General features: G+C 67.7%; 11 protein-coding genes. 7 read left to right on the forward strand and 4 right to left on the reverse strand.

Features of this window, described 5'->3' with window-relative positions; genetic code table 11:
- Positions 1–53: 53 nt before the first annotated feature.
- From MVG78_RS07925 to MVG78_RS07955, 7 genes are read left to right on the forward strand one after another with little or no spacing between them, the layout of a single operon-like run.
- The gene (locus tag MVG78_RS07925) at positions 54–989 is read left to right on the forward strand and encodes a carbohydrate ABC transporter permease (protein WP_247559751.1); all 936 of its coding nucleotides are present in this window, start codon (positions 54–56) and stop codon (positions 987–989) included.
- Positions 982–1,848: a carbohydrate ABC transporter permease gene (locus tag MVG78_RS07930; protein ID WP_247559753.1), complete on the forward strand. Its 867-nt coding sequence runs from the start codon at positions 982–984 to the stop codon at positions 1,846–1,848. Before MVG78_RS07925 ends, MVG78_RS07930 begins: the two co-directional genes overlap by 8 nt.
- Positions 1,845–2,951, forward strand: a complete 1,107-nt coding sequence (locus tag MVG78_RS07935; protein WP_247559754.1) for an ABC transporter ATP-binding protein — start codon at positions 1,845–1,847, stop codon at positions 2,949–2,951. Before MVG78_RS07930 ends, MVG78_RS07935 begins: the two co-directional genes overlap by 4 nt.
- A 52-nt stretch (positions 2,952–3,003) precedes the next feature.
- Complete coding sequence (locus tag MVG78_RS07940; RefSeq protein WP_247559755.1) at positions 3,004–4,173, forward strand: Gfo/Idh/MocA family oxidoreductase; 1,170 nt, start codon at positions 3,004–3,006, stop codon at positions 4,171–4,173.
- A 32-nt stretch (positions 4,174–4,205) separates the two neighbouring features.
- Positions 4,206–5,489 (forward strand): ABC transporter substrate-binding protein, encoded by a 1,284-nt coding sequence (locus tag MVG78_RS07945; protein WP_247559757.1) that lies wholly within the window; start codon positions 4,206–4,208, stop codon positions 5,487–5,489.
- Between the two features lie 3 nt (positions 5,490–5,492).
- Positions 5,493–6,521: a Gfo/Idh/MocA family protein gene (locus tag MVG78_RS07950; RefSeq protein ID WP_247559760.1), complete on the forward strand. Its 1,029-nt coding sequence runs from the start codon at positions 5,493–5,495 to the stop codon at positions 6,519–6,521.
- An 11-nt stretch (positions 6,522–6,532) separates the two neighbouring features.
- On the forward strand, positions 6,533–7,621 hold the full coding sequence (locus MVG78_RS07955; RefSeq protein WP_247559763.1) for a Gfo/Idh/MocA family protein: 1,089 nt from the start codon (positions 6,533–6,535) through the stop codon (positions 7,619–7,621).
- A gap of 36 nt (positions 7,622–7,657) precedes the next feature.
- On the opposite strand, the gene MVG78_RS07960 is transcribed toward MVG78_RS07955, so the two are convergent.
- From MVG78_RS07960 to MVG78_RS07975, 4 genes are read right to left on the reverse strand one after another with little or no spacing between them, the layout of a single operon-like run.
- A complete protein-coding gene (locus MVG78_RS07960) occupies positions 7,658–8,353 on the reverse strand; it encodes an SDR family NAD(P)-dependent oxidoreductase (protein WP_247559766.1) in 696 nt (231 codons plus the stop codon).
- Positions 8,354–8,369: 16 nt separating this feature from the next.
- Positions 8,370–9,893, reverse strand: coding sequence for an ABC transporter substrate-binding protein (locus tag MVG78_RS07965; protein ID WP_247559768.1), 1,524 nt, complete (start codon positions 9,891–9,893; stop codon positions 8,370–8,372).
- 37 nt (positions 9,894–9,930) lie between these two features.
- Positions 9,931–11,589, reverse strand: coding sequence for a hydantoinase B/oxoprolinase family protein (locus MVG78_RS07970; RefSeq protein WP_247559771.1), 1,659 nt, complete (start codon positions 11,587–11,589; stop codon positions 9,931–9,933).
- Entirely contained in the window at positions 11,586–13,637 is a 2,052-nt protein-coding gene (locus MVG78_RS07975) for a hydantoinase/oxoprolinase family protein (RefSeq protein ID WP_247559773.1), read from the reverse strand. Before MVG78_RS07975 ends, MVG78_RS07970 begins: the two co-directional genes overlap by 4 nt.
- Positions 13,638–13,920 lie beyond the last annotated feature (283 nt).

The following is a 13,920-nucleotide window of genomic DNA, read 5'->3' on the forward strand; positions in this document are numbered from 1 at the left end:
AGAGCCATGGGGAGGACGACCGATGACGAAACCCGGAAACGGGGCGGGGGATCATGCAGATCGCCGCCGCTGAGACGGGCTGGACCGCCGCCCGGAAGCGTAAGGCCAGCCGGAAACGCTGGGCAAGCCTGCCCGGCTATCTTTTCCTGCTGCCCTGGCTGATCGGCTTTTTCGGCCTGACGCTGGGGCCGGCCCTGGCTTCCCTGGCCCTGTCCTTCACCCATTTCGACCTGATGACCGACCCGCGCTGGGCGGGGCTGGCCAATTACCGGCGCATCCTGTTCTCGGACGTGAAGTTCTGGGAATCGCTCCGCGTCACCTTCACCTATGTGGTGCTGACCGTACCGCTGAAGCTCGCCTTCGCCCTGGGCGTGGCGATGGTGCTCAACAAGGGCATCCGCGGGCTGTCCATTTACCGAGCCATCTTCTACCTGCCCTCCCTGCTGGGGGCGAGCGTGGCCATCGCGGTGCTGTGGAGGGAGATCTTCTCCGGCACCGGCCTGCTGAACCAGCTCCTCGCCCTGGTTGGCATCCAGGGGCCAAGCTGGATCGCCAACCCGGACACCGCGCTCTACACGCTGGTGGTGCTGGGCATCTGGCAGTTCGGTAGCCCGATGATCATCTTCCTGGCCGGGCTGCGGCAGATCCCGCAGGATCTGTATGAGGCCGCCAGCCTCGACGGCGCCTCGCCGCGCCGGCAGTTCTTCCGTATCACCCTGCCGCTGCTGACGCCGATCATCTTCTTCAATTCCATCGTGCAGGTGATCGACGCCTTCAAGGCCTTCACCCCGGCCTTCATCATCAGCGAGGGTACGGGTGGGCCGGTGAACTCGACCCTGTTCTATACCCTCTATCTGTTCCAGGAGGCCTTCAGCTTCTTCCGCATGGGCTATGCCTCTGCGCTCGCCTGGGTGCTGGTGCTGATCATCGCGGGCTTCACCGCGGTCTCCTTCCTGTCCGCGCGTTTCTGGGTGCATTACGATGAGTGAGGCCCTCCGCCATGGCGGCCCCCGTGCGTCGGGCGCCGGCCGGTCCGTCCTGAAGCATGCGGTGCTGATCGCCGTCGCCTTCTGCATGCTCTACCCGCTGCTTTGGATGCTCGCGAGCTCCTTCCGCAGCAGCCAGGACATCTTCTCCACCATCTCCATCATCCCGCAGAGCCTGAGCCTGGACGCCTATTTCCGGGGCTGGAACAGCCTTCAGGTCAGCTTCGGGCGGTTCTTCTGGAATTCGGCGGTGATCGCGGTGCTCTCCGTGATCGGCAACGTCGTGTCCTGCTCACTCGCGGCCTATGCCTTCGCCAGGCTGCGCTTCCGGGGCAAGAACCTCTGGTTCGCGCTGATGCTGGGCACGCTGATGATGCCCTATCACGTCACGCTGATCCCGCAATACATCCTGTTCCTGAACCTGGACTGGGTGAACACCATCCTGCCGCTGGTGGTGCCGAAATTCCTGGCCACGGATGCCTTCTTCATCTTCCTGATGGTCCAGTTCTTCCGGAACATCCCGCGCGAGCTGGACGAGGCCGCCATGATGGACGGGTGCAGCCCCTGGCGGATCTACTGGAAGATCATGCTGCCGCTCTCGCTGCCGGTGATGGCGACGGCCGCGATCTTCTCCTTCATCTGGACCTGGGACGACTTCTTCGGGCCGCTGATCTACCTGAACGACATGGACACCTACACGGCCCAGATCGGCCTGCGGTCCTTCGTGGATTCGGGCGGGGAATCCGACTGGCCCGCGCTCTTCGCCATGTCGGTCCTCGGCCTGGTTCCTGTCTTCCTGTTCTTCCTCTTCTTCCAGCGCCTGCTGATCGAAGGGATCGCCACCACGGGGATGAAACGATGACCGGCCTGAATCTCCAGCACGTCTTCAAGCGCTTCGAGCAGCATACCGTGCTGCATGACGTGAACATCGATATCACGCCCGGCGAGTTCGTGGTCTTCGTCGGGCCATCCGGCTGCGGAAAATCCACCCTGCTGCGCATGATCGCGGGCCTGGAAACGATCTCGGATGGCGATCTGGTGATCGGCGGCAACGTCATGAACGACGTGCCCGCGGCGCAGCGTGGCATCGCCATGGTCTTTCAGTCCTATGCGCTCTATCCGCATATGAACGTCTACAAGAACATGGCCTTCGCGCTGGAAACGGCCCGGATGCCGAAGCCGGAGATCGACCGGCGGGTGCGGCAGGCCGCGGAGGTGCTGCAACTGAGCCACCTGCTGGAGCGCAAGCCGAAGCAGCTCTCGGGTGGGCAGCGGCAGCGCGTGGCCATCGGCCGCGCCATCGTGAGGGAGCCGGGAATTTTCCTCTTCGACGAGCCACTGTCGAACCTGGATGCCGAACTGCGCGTGCAGATGCGGGTGGAGATCGCCAACCTCCACCGCAAACTCGGCAACACGATGATCTATGTGACCCATGATCAGGTCGAAGCCATGACCATGGCCGACAAGATCGTGGTGCTGCGGGCCGGGAAGGTGGAGCAGATCGGCTCGCCGCTGGATCTCTACAACAACCCGGCCAACCGCTTCGTGGCGGGTTTCATCGGCAGCCCGAAGATGAATTTCCTGTCGGTCGATGCGACACCGGATGGGGAAGGCGTGCTCCTGGGCGGCAAGGAGGTGCGCCTGCCCGGTCTCCGCCCGCCTGCCGAGGAAGGCTTGATTCTGGGAATCAGGCCGGAGCATCTGCGCGCCGGAAGCGATGGCGTCCAACTGGGCGGCCTGCGCGTGCAACTGGTGGAGCAACTCGGCAGCGCCTCGCTGGTCTATGGCCAGACGGCGGACGGGCAGGCCGTGACCCTGCAACTGGAAGGCCAGCGCCACATCCATCCCGGCGAAAGCATCCCGATCACCTGCGATGCCGGGGATTGCCACCTGTTCCGCGCCGATGGCTCCGTCTGCCCGCGCCTGACGCCGGTCCTGTCCATGGGGAGTGAGTATGTCGCTTGATCTCGCGCAGCATCGGATTGCGCTGGTCGGTACGGGCCATCGGGGCACCGGCATGTGGGGCAGGGAGCTGCTGTCCCGCCTCGGCCCCCAGGTGGAACTGGTCGGGCTCTGTGACATCAACGAGATGCGCGCGCATCGCTCCCAGCGGGCGATCGGCACCAACGCGCCGGTCTTCACCGACTTCGGGGAGATGCTGGCCACGCTTCGCCCCGCCACGGTGATGGTCTGCACGCGCGACGACACGCATGACGACCTGATCGTGCAGGCGCTGGAGGCAGGCTCCGACGTCATCACCGAGAAGCCCATGGCCACCACTGCGGCCAAGTGCCGCCGCATCCTGGAGGCGGAGGCGCGGACCGGGCGCAAGGTGAATGTCGCCTTCAACTACCGCTACGCGCCCTTCGGCGCGAAGATCAAGGAACTGCTGATGGAGGGCGCGATCGGGGAGATCACCTCGATCGACTTCCACTGGTATCTGGATACGCGGCACGGGGCCGACTACTTCCGTCGCTGGCATGCCTATCAGAAGAATTCCGGCAGCCTCTTCGTCCACAAGTCCACGCATCATTTCGACCTGCTGAACTGGTATGTGGCGGATGAGCCGAAGGAGATCTTCGCCCGTGGCAACCTGCGGCACTACGGGGCGAACGGCCCCTATCGCGGCGAACGCTGCCGCGACTGCCTCCACGCGGCGGATTGCGACTTCCACCTCGACATCGCCGCCGATCCCTGGCTGGAAATGCTCTACGAGGACCCGTCGCGAGAGGATGGCTATGTCCGCGACGCCTGTGTCTTCCGCGAGGATATCGACATCTACGACACGATGAGCGCCTCGCTGGTCTATGGGAATGGCGTGCAGGTCTCCTACTCGCTGAATGCCTGCATGCCGGTCGAGGGGCATCACCTGGCCTTCAACGGGCGCAAGGGGCGGATGGAGATCCGGCACAAGGAAAACGACCCCTTCGGCATCGGCGATCATGACGAGATCCTGCTGATGCGGAACTTCGGCCCTTCCGAGACCATCCGCATCAAGCGGGAGCATGGCGGCCATTTCGGCGGCGACAAGCGGCTCCAGGCCATGCTTTTCGATCCGGAGATGCCCGATCCGCTGCATCAGCGCGCCGGCGCACGGGCGGGGGCACTGTCCGTGCTCTGCGGCGTCGCCGCGGTGGAAAGCGTGAAGACCGGCCGGGCCGTGCCCGTGGCCGCGCAACTCGACTGAGCCTGAACAAGAAGAACGAAAGGGAGGGAAGCATGGCGACGAGGCGGAACCTCATGCTGGGCGGGATGGCTTCGCTGGGCCTTCTCGCGGGTGGCGGCCTGGCCAGGGCCCAGGCGGCGCCGGTGCGGCTGCGCATGACCTGGTGGGGCACCAAGGAGCGGGCGGACCGGACCACCAAGGTCAGCGCCCTCTACAGCCAGTTGCACCCGAACGTGTCGGTGGACAGCGAGAACATGGGCTGGGGCGACTACTGGCCCAAGCTCGCCACCCAGGTCGTCGGCCGCAACGCGCCCGACCTGATCCAGATGGACTACCGCTACCTGTTCGAGTACGCGCGGCGCGGCGTGCTGCTGCCGCTCGATCCCTATGTGCCCAAGACGCTGCAGATCAGCGACTGGGACCCGAAATTCGTCGATGTCGGCAAGGCGGCCGGCAAGCTCTACGGCATCAATTTCGGGGCCAATTCGCCCTCGATGATGTTCAACCGCACGCTGCTGGAACAGTTCGGCCTGCCCGTGCCGACGCCCGACCTGACCTGGGATGCCTATGCGAAGCTGGGCGAGGAAATCACCCGGAAGGCCAACAAGCCGGATTTCTACGGCCTCTCGGATGCGGGGCAGCAGGAGCCGATCCTGGAGATCTTCCTGCGCCAGAAGGGCAAGCTGCTCTATGCGCCGGACGACAAGCTGGGCTTCACCACCGCGGATATGGAGGAATGGTTCGGCTACTGGGACGGGCTGCGCAAGCGCAAGGCCTGCGTGCCGGCGGAGATCCAGGCCCTCTACCAGAACAGCCTGGAAACCAGCCCGCTGACCCTGGGCAAGGCGGCCATCGACTTCGCCCATTCCAACCAGCTCGTGGCGATGCAGAAACTGAACCGCGACCGCGTCGCCATGACCATGGTGCCCACTGTCGCCCCCGACGCCCCGCCCGGCCAGTACCTGAAGCCGTCGCAGCTTCTGAGCGTCTATGGCCGCTCCCCCCGGGCCGAGGAGGCGGTGAAGCTGCTGAACTTCTACGTCACCGATGCGCGGGCGGGCGAGATCCTGGGTGTCGAGCGCGGCGTGCCCATCGCCGCGGCGCAGCGCGAGGTCATCAAGAAGGGCATGGATGATTCTAGCAAGGAGCTGGTCGCCTATATCGACATGGTCAGCACGCGGGTCGGTCCCGTGCCGCCGCCGCCGCCGAAGGGCGCAGGCGAGATCGCCAACATCCTGAAGCGGACCAACGAGGAGATCGGCTTCGGCCGCCTCTCGCCGAAGGACGGCGCGAAGCGCTTCGTGAACGAGGCCCATGACGTGCTGGAGCGCGGCTGAGCCATGGCGGCGTTCCGTTTCGCGGTCATCGGCATCAACCATGACCATATCCACGGCATGATGCGCGCGATGCGGGAAGCCGGCGGCGACTGCGCCGGCTTCCACGCGCCGGAGGACGATCTCGCCGCCGCCTTCCAGGACCGCTACCCGGAAATCCCCCGCATCGCGGATCGCCGGCGCATCCTGGAGGCGCCGGAGATCGGCCTGATCCTCAGCGCCGCCATCCCATCCGACCGCGCCGGCATCGGCATCGAGGCGATGCGCCACGGCAAGGACGTGCTGGTGGACAAGCCCGGCATGCTCACGCTGGAGGATCTGGCGGCGGTCCGCGCGGTGCGGGCGGAAACGGGCCGCTTCTACAGCATCTTCTTCTCGGAGCATCTGGACCAGCGTTCGACGGTCCGGGCCGGGGAGCTGGTGCGCCAGGGCGCGATCGGGGAGGTCGTGAACACCGTCGGCCTCGGCCCGCACCGGCTCAGCGCCCCGAAGCGCCCGGACTGGTTCTTCGACCCGTCCCGCAACGGCGGCATCCTGGCCGACATCGCCAGCCATCAGGCGGAGCAGTTCCTCTTCTTCGCCGATGCGATAGGCCGGGGCGTGGAGGGCGAGGTCCTTTCCGCCACGGTCGGCAACCGCGCCCTGCCGGAATATCCCCGCTTCCGCGACTTCGGCGACATGCACCTGCGTGCCGGCCCCGTCACCGGCTATGTCCGGGTGGACTGGTACACGCCCGATGCGATGCCGGTCTGGGGCGATGGAAGGCTGGTGATCCTCGGCACCGGGGGCACGATCGAGCTGCGGAAGTATTTCGACCCGGAGGGGCGCCCCGGCGGCGATCACCTCTTCCTCTCGAACCGGGACGGTGTCCGCTATATCGACTGCAACGACACGGTGCGGCCTTTCGGGCGCCTCTTTGCCAACGACCTGCGCGACCGCACGGAAACCGCCATGCCGCAGGAACTCGGTTTCAAGGCCATGGAACTCGCCCTGACCGCCCAGGCCATGGCCGATCGCGCGTATGGCGGGAAGTGAGGAGCCGGAGCATGCCCACGAGACGCAAAGTCGCGATCATCGGCGCCGGGATCGGCCGCCGGCACATGGAGGAAGGTTACCTCCCTTATCCGGAACTCTTCGAGGTGGTCGCGATCTGCGACATCGATCCGCAGCGCCTCGCCGGCTTCGCCGCGGATTACGGCATCCCCCGCGCCACGCCCAGCTTCGCCGAGGTGCTGGCCATGCCGGATGTGGAGATCGTGGACATCTGCACGCCACCCGGCCTGCATGGTGAGCAGATCCTCGCCACGCTGGCCGCCGGCAAGCACGCGGTCTGCGAGAAACCCCTGGTCGGCTCCCTGCGCGAGGTCGATACGGTGATCGCCGCCGAGGCCCGCTCGCCGAGCCGGGTGATGCCGATCTTCCAGTACCGCTACGGCGACGGCTTCCAGAAGGCGAAGCACCTCGTCGAAAGCGGCATCGCCGGCAAGCCCTATCTGGCGACGGTGGAGACGGCCTGGCAGCGCCTGCCGGAATACTACGCCGTGCCCTGGCGTGGCCGCTGGAGCACGGAGCTGGGTGGCACGCTGATCACCCATGCGATCCATCCGCACGACATGCTCTGCGAACTGCTGGGGCCGATCCGCGACGTCTACGCCCGGACGGCCACGCGCGTTCACCCCCATATCGAGGTGGAGGACTGCGCCGTGGCCAGCCTGACCATGGAAAGCGGCGCGCTGGTCTCGCTCGCCGCCACGGTGGGGTGCCAGGAACAGATCACGCGCCTGTATTTCTGCTTCGAGAACCTGACCTTCGAGAGCAGCCCGGGCCCCTACAACCCCGGCGAGGACCCCTGGCGCATCATCCCGCGCGACGCCACCACGGCAGCCCGGGTGGAGGAGGCGCTGCGCGGCTGGGTGCCCGTCCCGCCGCGCTTCACCGGGCAGATGCGGGATTTCCACGCCGCGCTGGAAAGCGGCGGGGAACTGCCGGTGACGCTGGCCGATGCCCGCCGTTCGCTGGAGCTGCTGACGGCGATGTACCATTCCGCGGAAACCGGCGAGGCTGTCCTCCTTCCCATCGGCCCGCAGCATCCGCGCTATGCGAGCTGGAAGCCGCTGGAGCGCGCCGCGGCCTGATGGCAGGAACGGGGAGGGGCGAGCCCCTCCCTGCCGTCAGAACAGATCCTCCAGGCGGCAATTGACCAGCAGTTCCGCCACCACCGCCTCATCCGGCAGCAGCAGGCAGGTCTCGATCAGCCGGGCGAGATCGGCCGGCTGCGTCATCTTCTCCCTCGGCCAGCTCGTCACATGGCCGGTCATGTCGGTATTGACGAAGGAAGGGCAGACGGCGGTGGCGCGGATGCCTTGATCCCAGCCCTCGCGCCGTACCTCGTGGGTCAGCGCCACCACGGCGAACTTGCTCATCGCATAGCCGAGATTGGCGTTCTTCACCCGCTTGCCGGACAGCGAGGCCAGGTTCACCACCCGCCCATGCCCGGCGGCCACGAGATGCGGCCAAGCGAGGCGGATGAGCCGCACCGGCCCCTTCACATTCACCCGCCAGAGCGAGTCCAGCGCCGTCTCGTCGGCATCGTGCAGGCTGGCCATGGGGTTGATCCCCGCCGCGTTCACCAGCCCATCCAGCCGCCCGTGCCGGGCCATGGTCCCGGCCACCCAGGCTTCCGCGCTGGCCAGATCCTCCGCGTCATAGCGGTGGCGGCTGAGGCCCGGATGCTCCGGCAGCGCCTCGGGGTTCCGCACCCCGGCAGAAACGGTGAAGCCACTGTCCAACAGCCGTTCCACCACCGCCCGCCCGATGCCGCGCGAGGCACCGGACACCATCACCACGCGTCCCTGGGGTTCCAGCATCAGATCCGCCCTCCTCTCATGGCAGGCTCGCCCCATCCAGCGTGGCGGGCGAGTAGAAGGTAAGCGGCCCCGGAAGATTGGCGAAGCCCTGCAGGGCCCTGGTCATGGCATAGCCCTGGGAGCGGTAGCAGAGGGCCAGGGTCGGCACATCCTCCACCACCAGATCCTGCACCTTCGCATAGATGGCCTTGCGCTTCGGCACGTCGCTCTCGGCCCTGCCTTCGGCCAGCAACCGGTTCAGCCCGGGCGTCTCGAACCCCGTGCTGCGCGTGTAGGAAGGCGGCAGGCTGTTGTCGATGATCGGGCTCATCCCGTCCGGATCGGCGATCTCCACCGCCGTGCCGTTCACCGCCAGGTCGTACTGGCCGCGATTGCCCAACTGGACCCGCGTGGCCCAGTCCGGCAGGTTCAGCTGCACCTGGATGCCCACGGTGGCGAGGTTCTGCTGCACCACCTCCCCCGTGTCCTTGTGCATGCCGTATTGCGCGGTGGAGAGCAGGTTGCAGGAGAAGCCATCCGGCAGGCCGGCCTTGGCCAGCAGCGCCTTGGCCTGTGCCGGGTCGTGTCGGAAGGCCTTGCCCGCGGTCTCGGAGAAATATGGGCTGTCCGGCGAGAGCGGCGCGCCATGGATGGGCGATCCGCGCCCGAAGAAGGCGCTCCTGACGATGTCCTGGCGGTTGATCGCGAAGCCGATCGCCTGCCGCACCAGCGGGTTGGCCAGCGGCCCGCTGCGCCCGTTGAAGTTCAGGTACATGAAGGGGCCGTTCTGCGTGTCCAGGCGCAGCTTGGGCTCGGATTCGATCCGGGCCATGGATTGCCAGGGCACATAGTCGATCATGTCCACATCGCCCGCGATCAGCGCCGCGACCCGGGCGTTCTCGTCGGGATAGGCGACGATGCGGACGCCCTTCAGCTTCGGCAGGCCGGGCTTGTAGAAACCCGGGAAGGCCTCCAGGTCGATGGAGGTGCCGCGCTCCGACGCCTTCAGCACGAAAGGCCCGGCCCCCACGCCGCTGCCGCCGCGCTCGACCGAGTTCTGCGCCACGATCGGCATGAAATAGGTGGCGAGCCATTCCGGGATGGTGGTCATCGGCTGCTTCATCACCAGCCGCACGGTGCGCGCATCCGGCGTCTCGACCTGGGCCACGTTCTGGAACTGTGGCCGCATATAGGCGGTGGACTTCTCGCCGCCCACCTGCTCGATCGACCATTTCACATCGGCCGGGGTCAGCTTCTTCCCGTTGTGGAAGGTCACGTCGCGCAGGTGGAAGACCCAGTCCTTGCCATCCGCCTCCCAGCGCTCCGCGATCTCCCCCTGGAGCTTCCCCTGTGCATCGAAGGACAGCAGCCCGCGATGCATCAACGTCATCACCGTCCCCGTGGCGGAGCCGGCATTGATCCAGGGCGTCAGGTTGGGTGGGTAGGAGGAAAGGCCCAGGCGCAGCACCCCGGAGGAACCCGCCGCCCGGGCGGAAAGGCCGAGCAGGGGCAGGGCCATGCCTGCCCCGAGCAGAGAGCGACGGGCAAGGCGTGGAAACATGTTCGTCAGTCCTTCCCAGGGCCAGCAGGAGATGCATTCAGGCCACGCCGTAGACCCGGCGCGCGGTTTCGGGGTCGATGCGGCGTTCCGCCACGTCGCGGGCGACCGCCTCCGCGCCGCGGCCGGAGGGTAGGCCGTAACCACCGGCGCCGGGGGTGACGATCTCCACCACCTGTCCGGGCCTGAGCACGCCGGAGCCATGGTCGAAGGGCGCCACTCCCTCGCCATAGACGAAGCCGCCCTTGCCGCCCGGCAGGCCGCCGGCCAGCCCCCAGGGCGCGGAGCGCAGGCGGGAGCCGTCCACGCGCAGCCGGCACTCGGCCTCGGCGCGATAGACCCGGCGCAGCCCCATGCCGCCGCGATGCGTGCCGCAGCCGCCGGAACCGTCCACTAGTTCATAGCGCAGCAGGGTGAGCGGATATTCCAGCTCCAGCGCCTCGGCCGGGAGGTTGGAGGTGTTGGTCATATGGACATGCACGCCGTCCAGCCCGTCCTTGTCGTGACGGGCGCCGGAACCGCCGCCGATGGTTTCCAGATAGACCCAGATCTCCCCCGTGCCTGGCTGCGTACCGACGAAGGTGGCGGAGGCGACGGAGCCGTTGCAGGCGGCGATCACCCGTTCCGGCACCACCTGGGCCAGGGCCCCGTGGATCAGGTCCACCACGCGCTGGCAGGCGGCGATGCGCCCGTTCACCGCGGCCGGGGCGGTGCAGTTGACGATACTGCTCTCCCGCGCCGTGACCGTCAGCGGCCGGGCGAGGCCGGCATTGGGCAGGATGGTCGGGTCCACCACCGTCTTCACCGCGTAATAGACGGTGGAAAGCAGTGCCGTGTAGACCATGTTCAGCCCGGCGCGGACCTGGTCCGGCGCCTCGAAATGCAGCCGCATCTCGTCGCCCGCCACGGTGATCTCGCAGGCCATCGGCAGGTCCTGGTCGATCTCAGGATTGTCGAACAGATCCTCGAAGCGGTAGGTGCCGTCGGGGATGGTGGCGATGCCCGCGCGCATCTTGCGCTCGGCATAGTCCAGCAGCGCGTCGCCCGCCGCCAGCACCGTGTCCGTGCCGTACTTTGCGCAGAGCGCCTGCATCCGCTCCACGCCTAGCCGGTTGGCCGCCATCTGCGCCCGCAGGTCCGACAGGCGCTCGCGCGGCACCTGGCAGTTCAGCAGCAGAAGCTCCTGCACGTCCTTCTGCAACTCGCCGGCGCGGTAGAGGCGGATCGGCGGGATGCGGATGCCTTCCTGGAAGATATGCGCATGGCCGCGATCGGCGAAATCAGCATGGTGGGCCGTGTTCACCGCCCAGGCGACGATACGGCTCCGCCCGCCATCCTCGACGAAGATCGGCTCGGCCAGCACGATGTCCGGCAGGTGCGTGCCGCCGCCCTCATAGGCGTCGTTGCCCATGAAGACATCGCCCGGCCGCATCTCCGCAACCGGATGGCGCTTGAGGATATGCGGGATGATGCCGATGAAGCTGCCCAGATGCATCGGGATGTGCTCGGCCTGGCACAGCGTCTCCCCCGCCGTGTTGAACAGGGCCGTGGAGCAGTCCCGCCGCTCCTTGATGTTGGTGGAATAGGAGGCGCGCACCAGCGCCTCGCCCATCTCCTCGGTGATCGAGGACAGGGCGGAGGAGATCACCTCGACGGTGATGGGATCGACCGCGACGCGGTCCTGCGCGGCGGCGCTCATGCGGCCTCCAGGATCAGGTTCAGATAGGGTTCGACACGGGCGGCCATGGCGGGCAGCACCACGGTGGTGGTGTCCATCTGCTCGATGATGGCCGGGCCCTGAACGATGTTGCCGGGCCGCAGCTTCGCGCGGTCGTAGATGGGACAGGGGGTCCAGCCGCCGGCCTCGGGCATCCAGACCTCGCGCTCGCCGGTCCGCGCGGCGGAGGCGTCCGGCCCTTCCTCCGGCTGCGGCTGGAAGGCGGCCTTGCGCACCAGCCCTGTGGCCTCGACGCGATAGGTGACGAGCTGCACCGTCTCGCCCTCCGCCACGAAGCCATAGCGCTGCCGGTGCGCGGCGGCGAAGCCCTCGGCCAGGGCGTCGAGCGTCGCCTGTCCGATCTCCCCTTCGGGAAGCGGGATGCTCAGCTCGTAGTTCTGCCCGGCATAGCGCATGTCCACCGTGCGCTTCAGGCGCCGCGCCTCCGGTGCGATGCCCTCCGCTTCGAACCAGCTCCCGGCCTGGGTTTCCAGCCCGGCGAAGGCCCCGCGCATCAGCGGCAGGGAGGCCTCGTCCAGCACCGCCAGCCGCGTGGAGGCGAAATCCGCCCGCAGGTCGGTCAGCAGCAGCCCGGTGGCGCAGAGGATGCCCGGCGTCAGCGGCACCAGGATGCGGGAGATGTCGAGCTCCTTCGCCAGACGCGCCGCATGCAGCGGCCCGGCGCCGCCGAAGGCAACCAGGGTGTAGTCGCGCGGGTCGTGGCCGCGCTGCACGGAGATGACGCGGATGGCGCGCGCCATGTTGGCTGTCACCACGCTGATGATGCCCTGCGCCGTGGCCATCACGTCCAGCCCCAGCCTCTCCGCCAGACGCCCGATCGCCTCCTTCGCCAGGTCCTGCCGCACCGGCATGCGGCCGGCCAGCAGATGCGTCGGGTTCAGCGTCTGCAGCACCACATTCGCGTCGGTGGTGGAGGGCTCGGTGCTGCCCTGATCGTAGCAGACCGGCCCGGGGAAGGCGCCGCAGGAGCGCGGTCCGACCTTCAGCAGCCCGCCGCTGTCCACATAGGCGATGGAGCCGCCGCCCGCGCCCACGGTGTGGATGTCGAGCATCGGCGCCTTGATCGGATAGCCATGCACTTCGGCCTCCGCGGTCAGGCGGCACTGGCTGTCCTTCAGCAGTGCGACATCGGTGGAGGTGCCGCCCATGTCGAAGGTGATCAGGTCGGGGATGCCGACCATCCGCCCGATCTCCTGCGCCGCCACCACGCCGGTGGAGGGGCCGGACAGCACGGTCCGGACGGGCAGCCGCGCCGCCGCCTCGAAGCCGATGACGCCGCCATTGCTCTGCGTGAGCTGCGGCGTGACGGCGAGGCCGAGGTCGCGCAGCCGGGCGGAGAGACGGCGGATATAGCCCTCCATCACCGGGCCCAGATAGGCGTTCACCGCCGTGGTGGAGAGCCGTTCGAACTCGCGGAACTCGGGGGCTACCTCGTGGCTGGCGCAGACGAAGGCTTCGGGAAACTCCTCCTCCACGATGCGCTTCGCGGCGGCCTCGTGCTCCGGCCGGACGAAGCCGTAGAGGAAGGAGATGGCCACGGATTTCACATCCGCCGCCTTCAGCGCCCGGGCGGCCTCGCGCACCGCCTGCTCGTCCAGCGCGGTCTCCACCCGGCCGTCATGGTGGACACGCTCCGGCACCTCCAGCCGCAGGTCGCGCGAGACCAGGATCTCGGGCTTGTCGGCCTGCAGGTCGTAGAGGTCCGGCCGCTTCTGCCGTCCGATCTCCAGCAGGTCGCGGAACCCGTCCGTGGTGATCAGCCCGGTCTTCACGCCGCGGTGCTGGATCAGCGCGTTGGTTGCCACCGTGGTGCCATGGCCCAGGAAGCCCACCTCGCCGGCCGCGACGCCGACCTGGCCGATGCCTTCCTCGAAGCCCTGCGCGATGCCGCGCGAGGGATCGTCCGGCGTGGAGGGCACCTTCCACACCGCCATCCGCCCGCTCTCCTCCTCGAAGAGGCAGACATCGGTGAAGGTGCCGCCGGAATCCACCCCGATACGCCAGACCATCCGATCGATCCCCTCATCCACTTTCGCGCCGGTCGCGTGCCCGGTTCTGTTCGTCGCCCCGATCCCGCCCCTGCCGGCGGTCCTCTTCCGGCCCGCCCGGCCGCCGCGTCCGGCACTCTCCACCCGCAATGGGATGGTGTCTTCATGCGCTGCGGCAAACCATCCGTCAGGGGTGGCTGCCCCGGCCGGAAGCAAGAGGTGGGCCAGGAACGTCCCGCCCCGGCCCGGGCCACAGGGGGCGGGACAGGCATTCCGGTACACCCGGCCGGCGGGGCATCGGCGG

Origin of the sequence: Roseomonas gilardii subsp. gilardii, from assembly GCF_023078375.1 — a bacterium.
Classification (GTDB): Bacteria; Pseudomonadota; Alphaproteobacteria; order Acetobacterales; family Acetobacteraceae; genus Roseomonas; species Roseomonas gilardii.

Coding starts and splice junctions, on each gene's coding strand:
- MVG78_RS07925 (WP_247559751.1), top strand. CDS start 54: ATGCAGATCGCCGCCGCTGAGACGGGCTGGACCGCCGCCCGGAAGCGT.
- MVG78_RS07930 (WP_247559753.1), top strand. CDS start 982: ATGAGTGAGGCCCTCCGCCATGGCGGCCCCCGTGCGTCGGGCGCCGGC.
- MVG78_RS07935 (WP_247559754.1), top strand. CDS start 1,845: ATGACCGGCCTGAATCTCCAGCACGTCTTCAAGCGCTTCGAGCAGCAT.
- MVG78_RS07940 (WP_247559755.1), top strand. CDS start 3,004: ATGTGGGGCAGGGAGCTGCTGTCCCGCCTCGGCCCCCAGGTGGAACTG.
- MVG78_RS07945 (WP_247559757.1), top strand. CDS start 4,206: ATGGCGACGAGGCGGAACCTCATGCTGGGCGGGATGGCTTCGCTGGGC.
- MVG78_RS07950 (WP_247559760.1), top strand. CDS start 5,493: ATGGCGGCGTTCCGTTTCGCGGTCATCGGCATCAACCATGACCATATC.
- MVG78_RS07955 (WP_247559763.1), top strand. CDS start 6,533: ATGCCCACGAGACGCAAAGTCGCGATCATCGGCGCCGGGATCGGCCGC.
- MVG78_RS07960 (WP_247559766.1), bottom strand. CDS start 8,353: ATGCTGGAACCCCAGGGACGCGTGGTGATGGTGTCCGGTGCCTCGCGC.
- MVG78_RS07965 (WP_247559768.1), bottom strand. CDS start 9,893: ATGTTTCCACGCCTTGCCCGTCGCTCTCTGCTCGGGGCAGGCATGGCC.
- MVG78_RS07970 (WP_247559771.1), bottom strand. CDS start 11,589: ATGAGCGCCGCCGCGCAGGACCGCGTCGCGGTCGATCCCATCACCGTC.
- MVG78_RS07975 (WP_247559773.1), bottom strand. CDS start 13,637: ATGGTCTGGCGTATCGGGGTGGATTCCGGCGGCACCTTCACCGATGTC.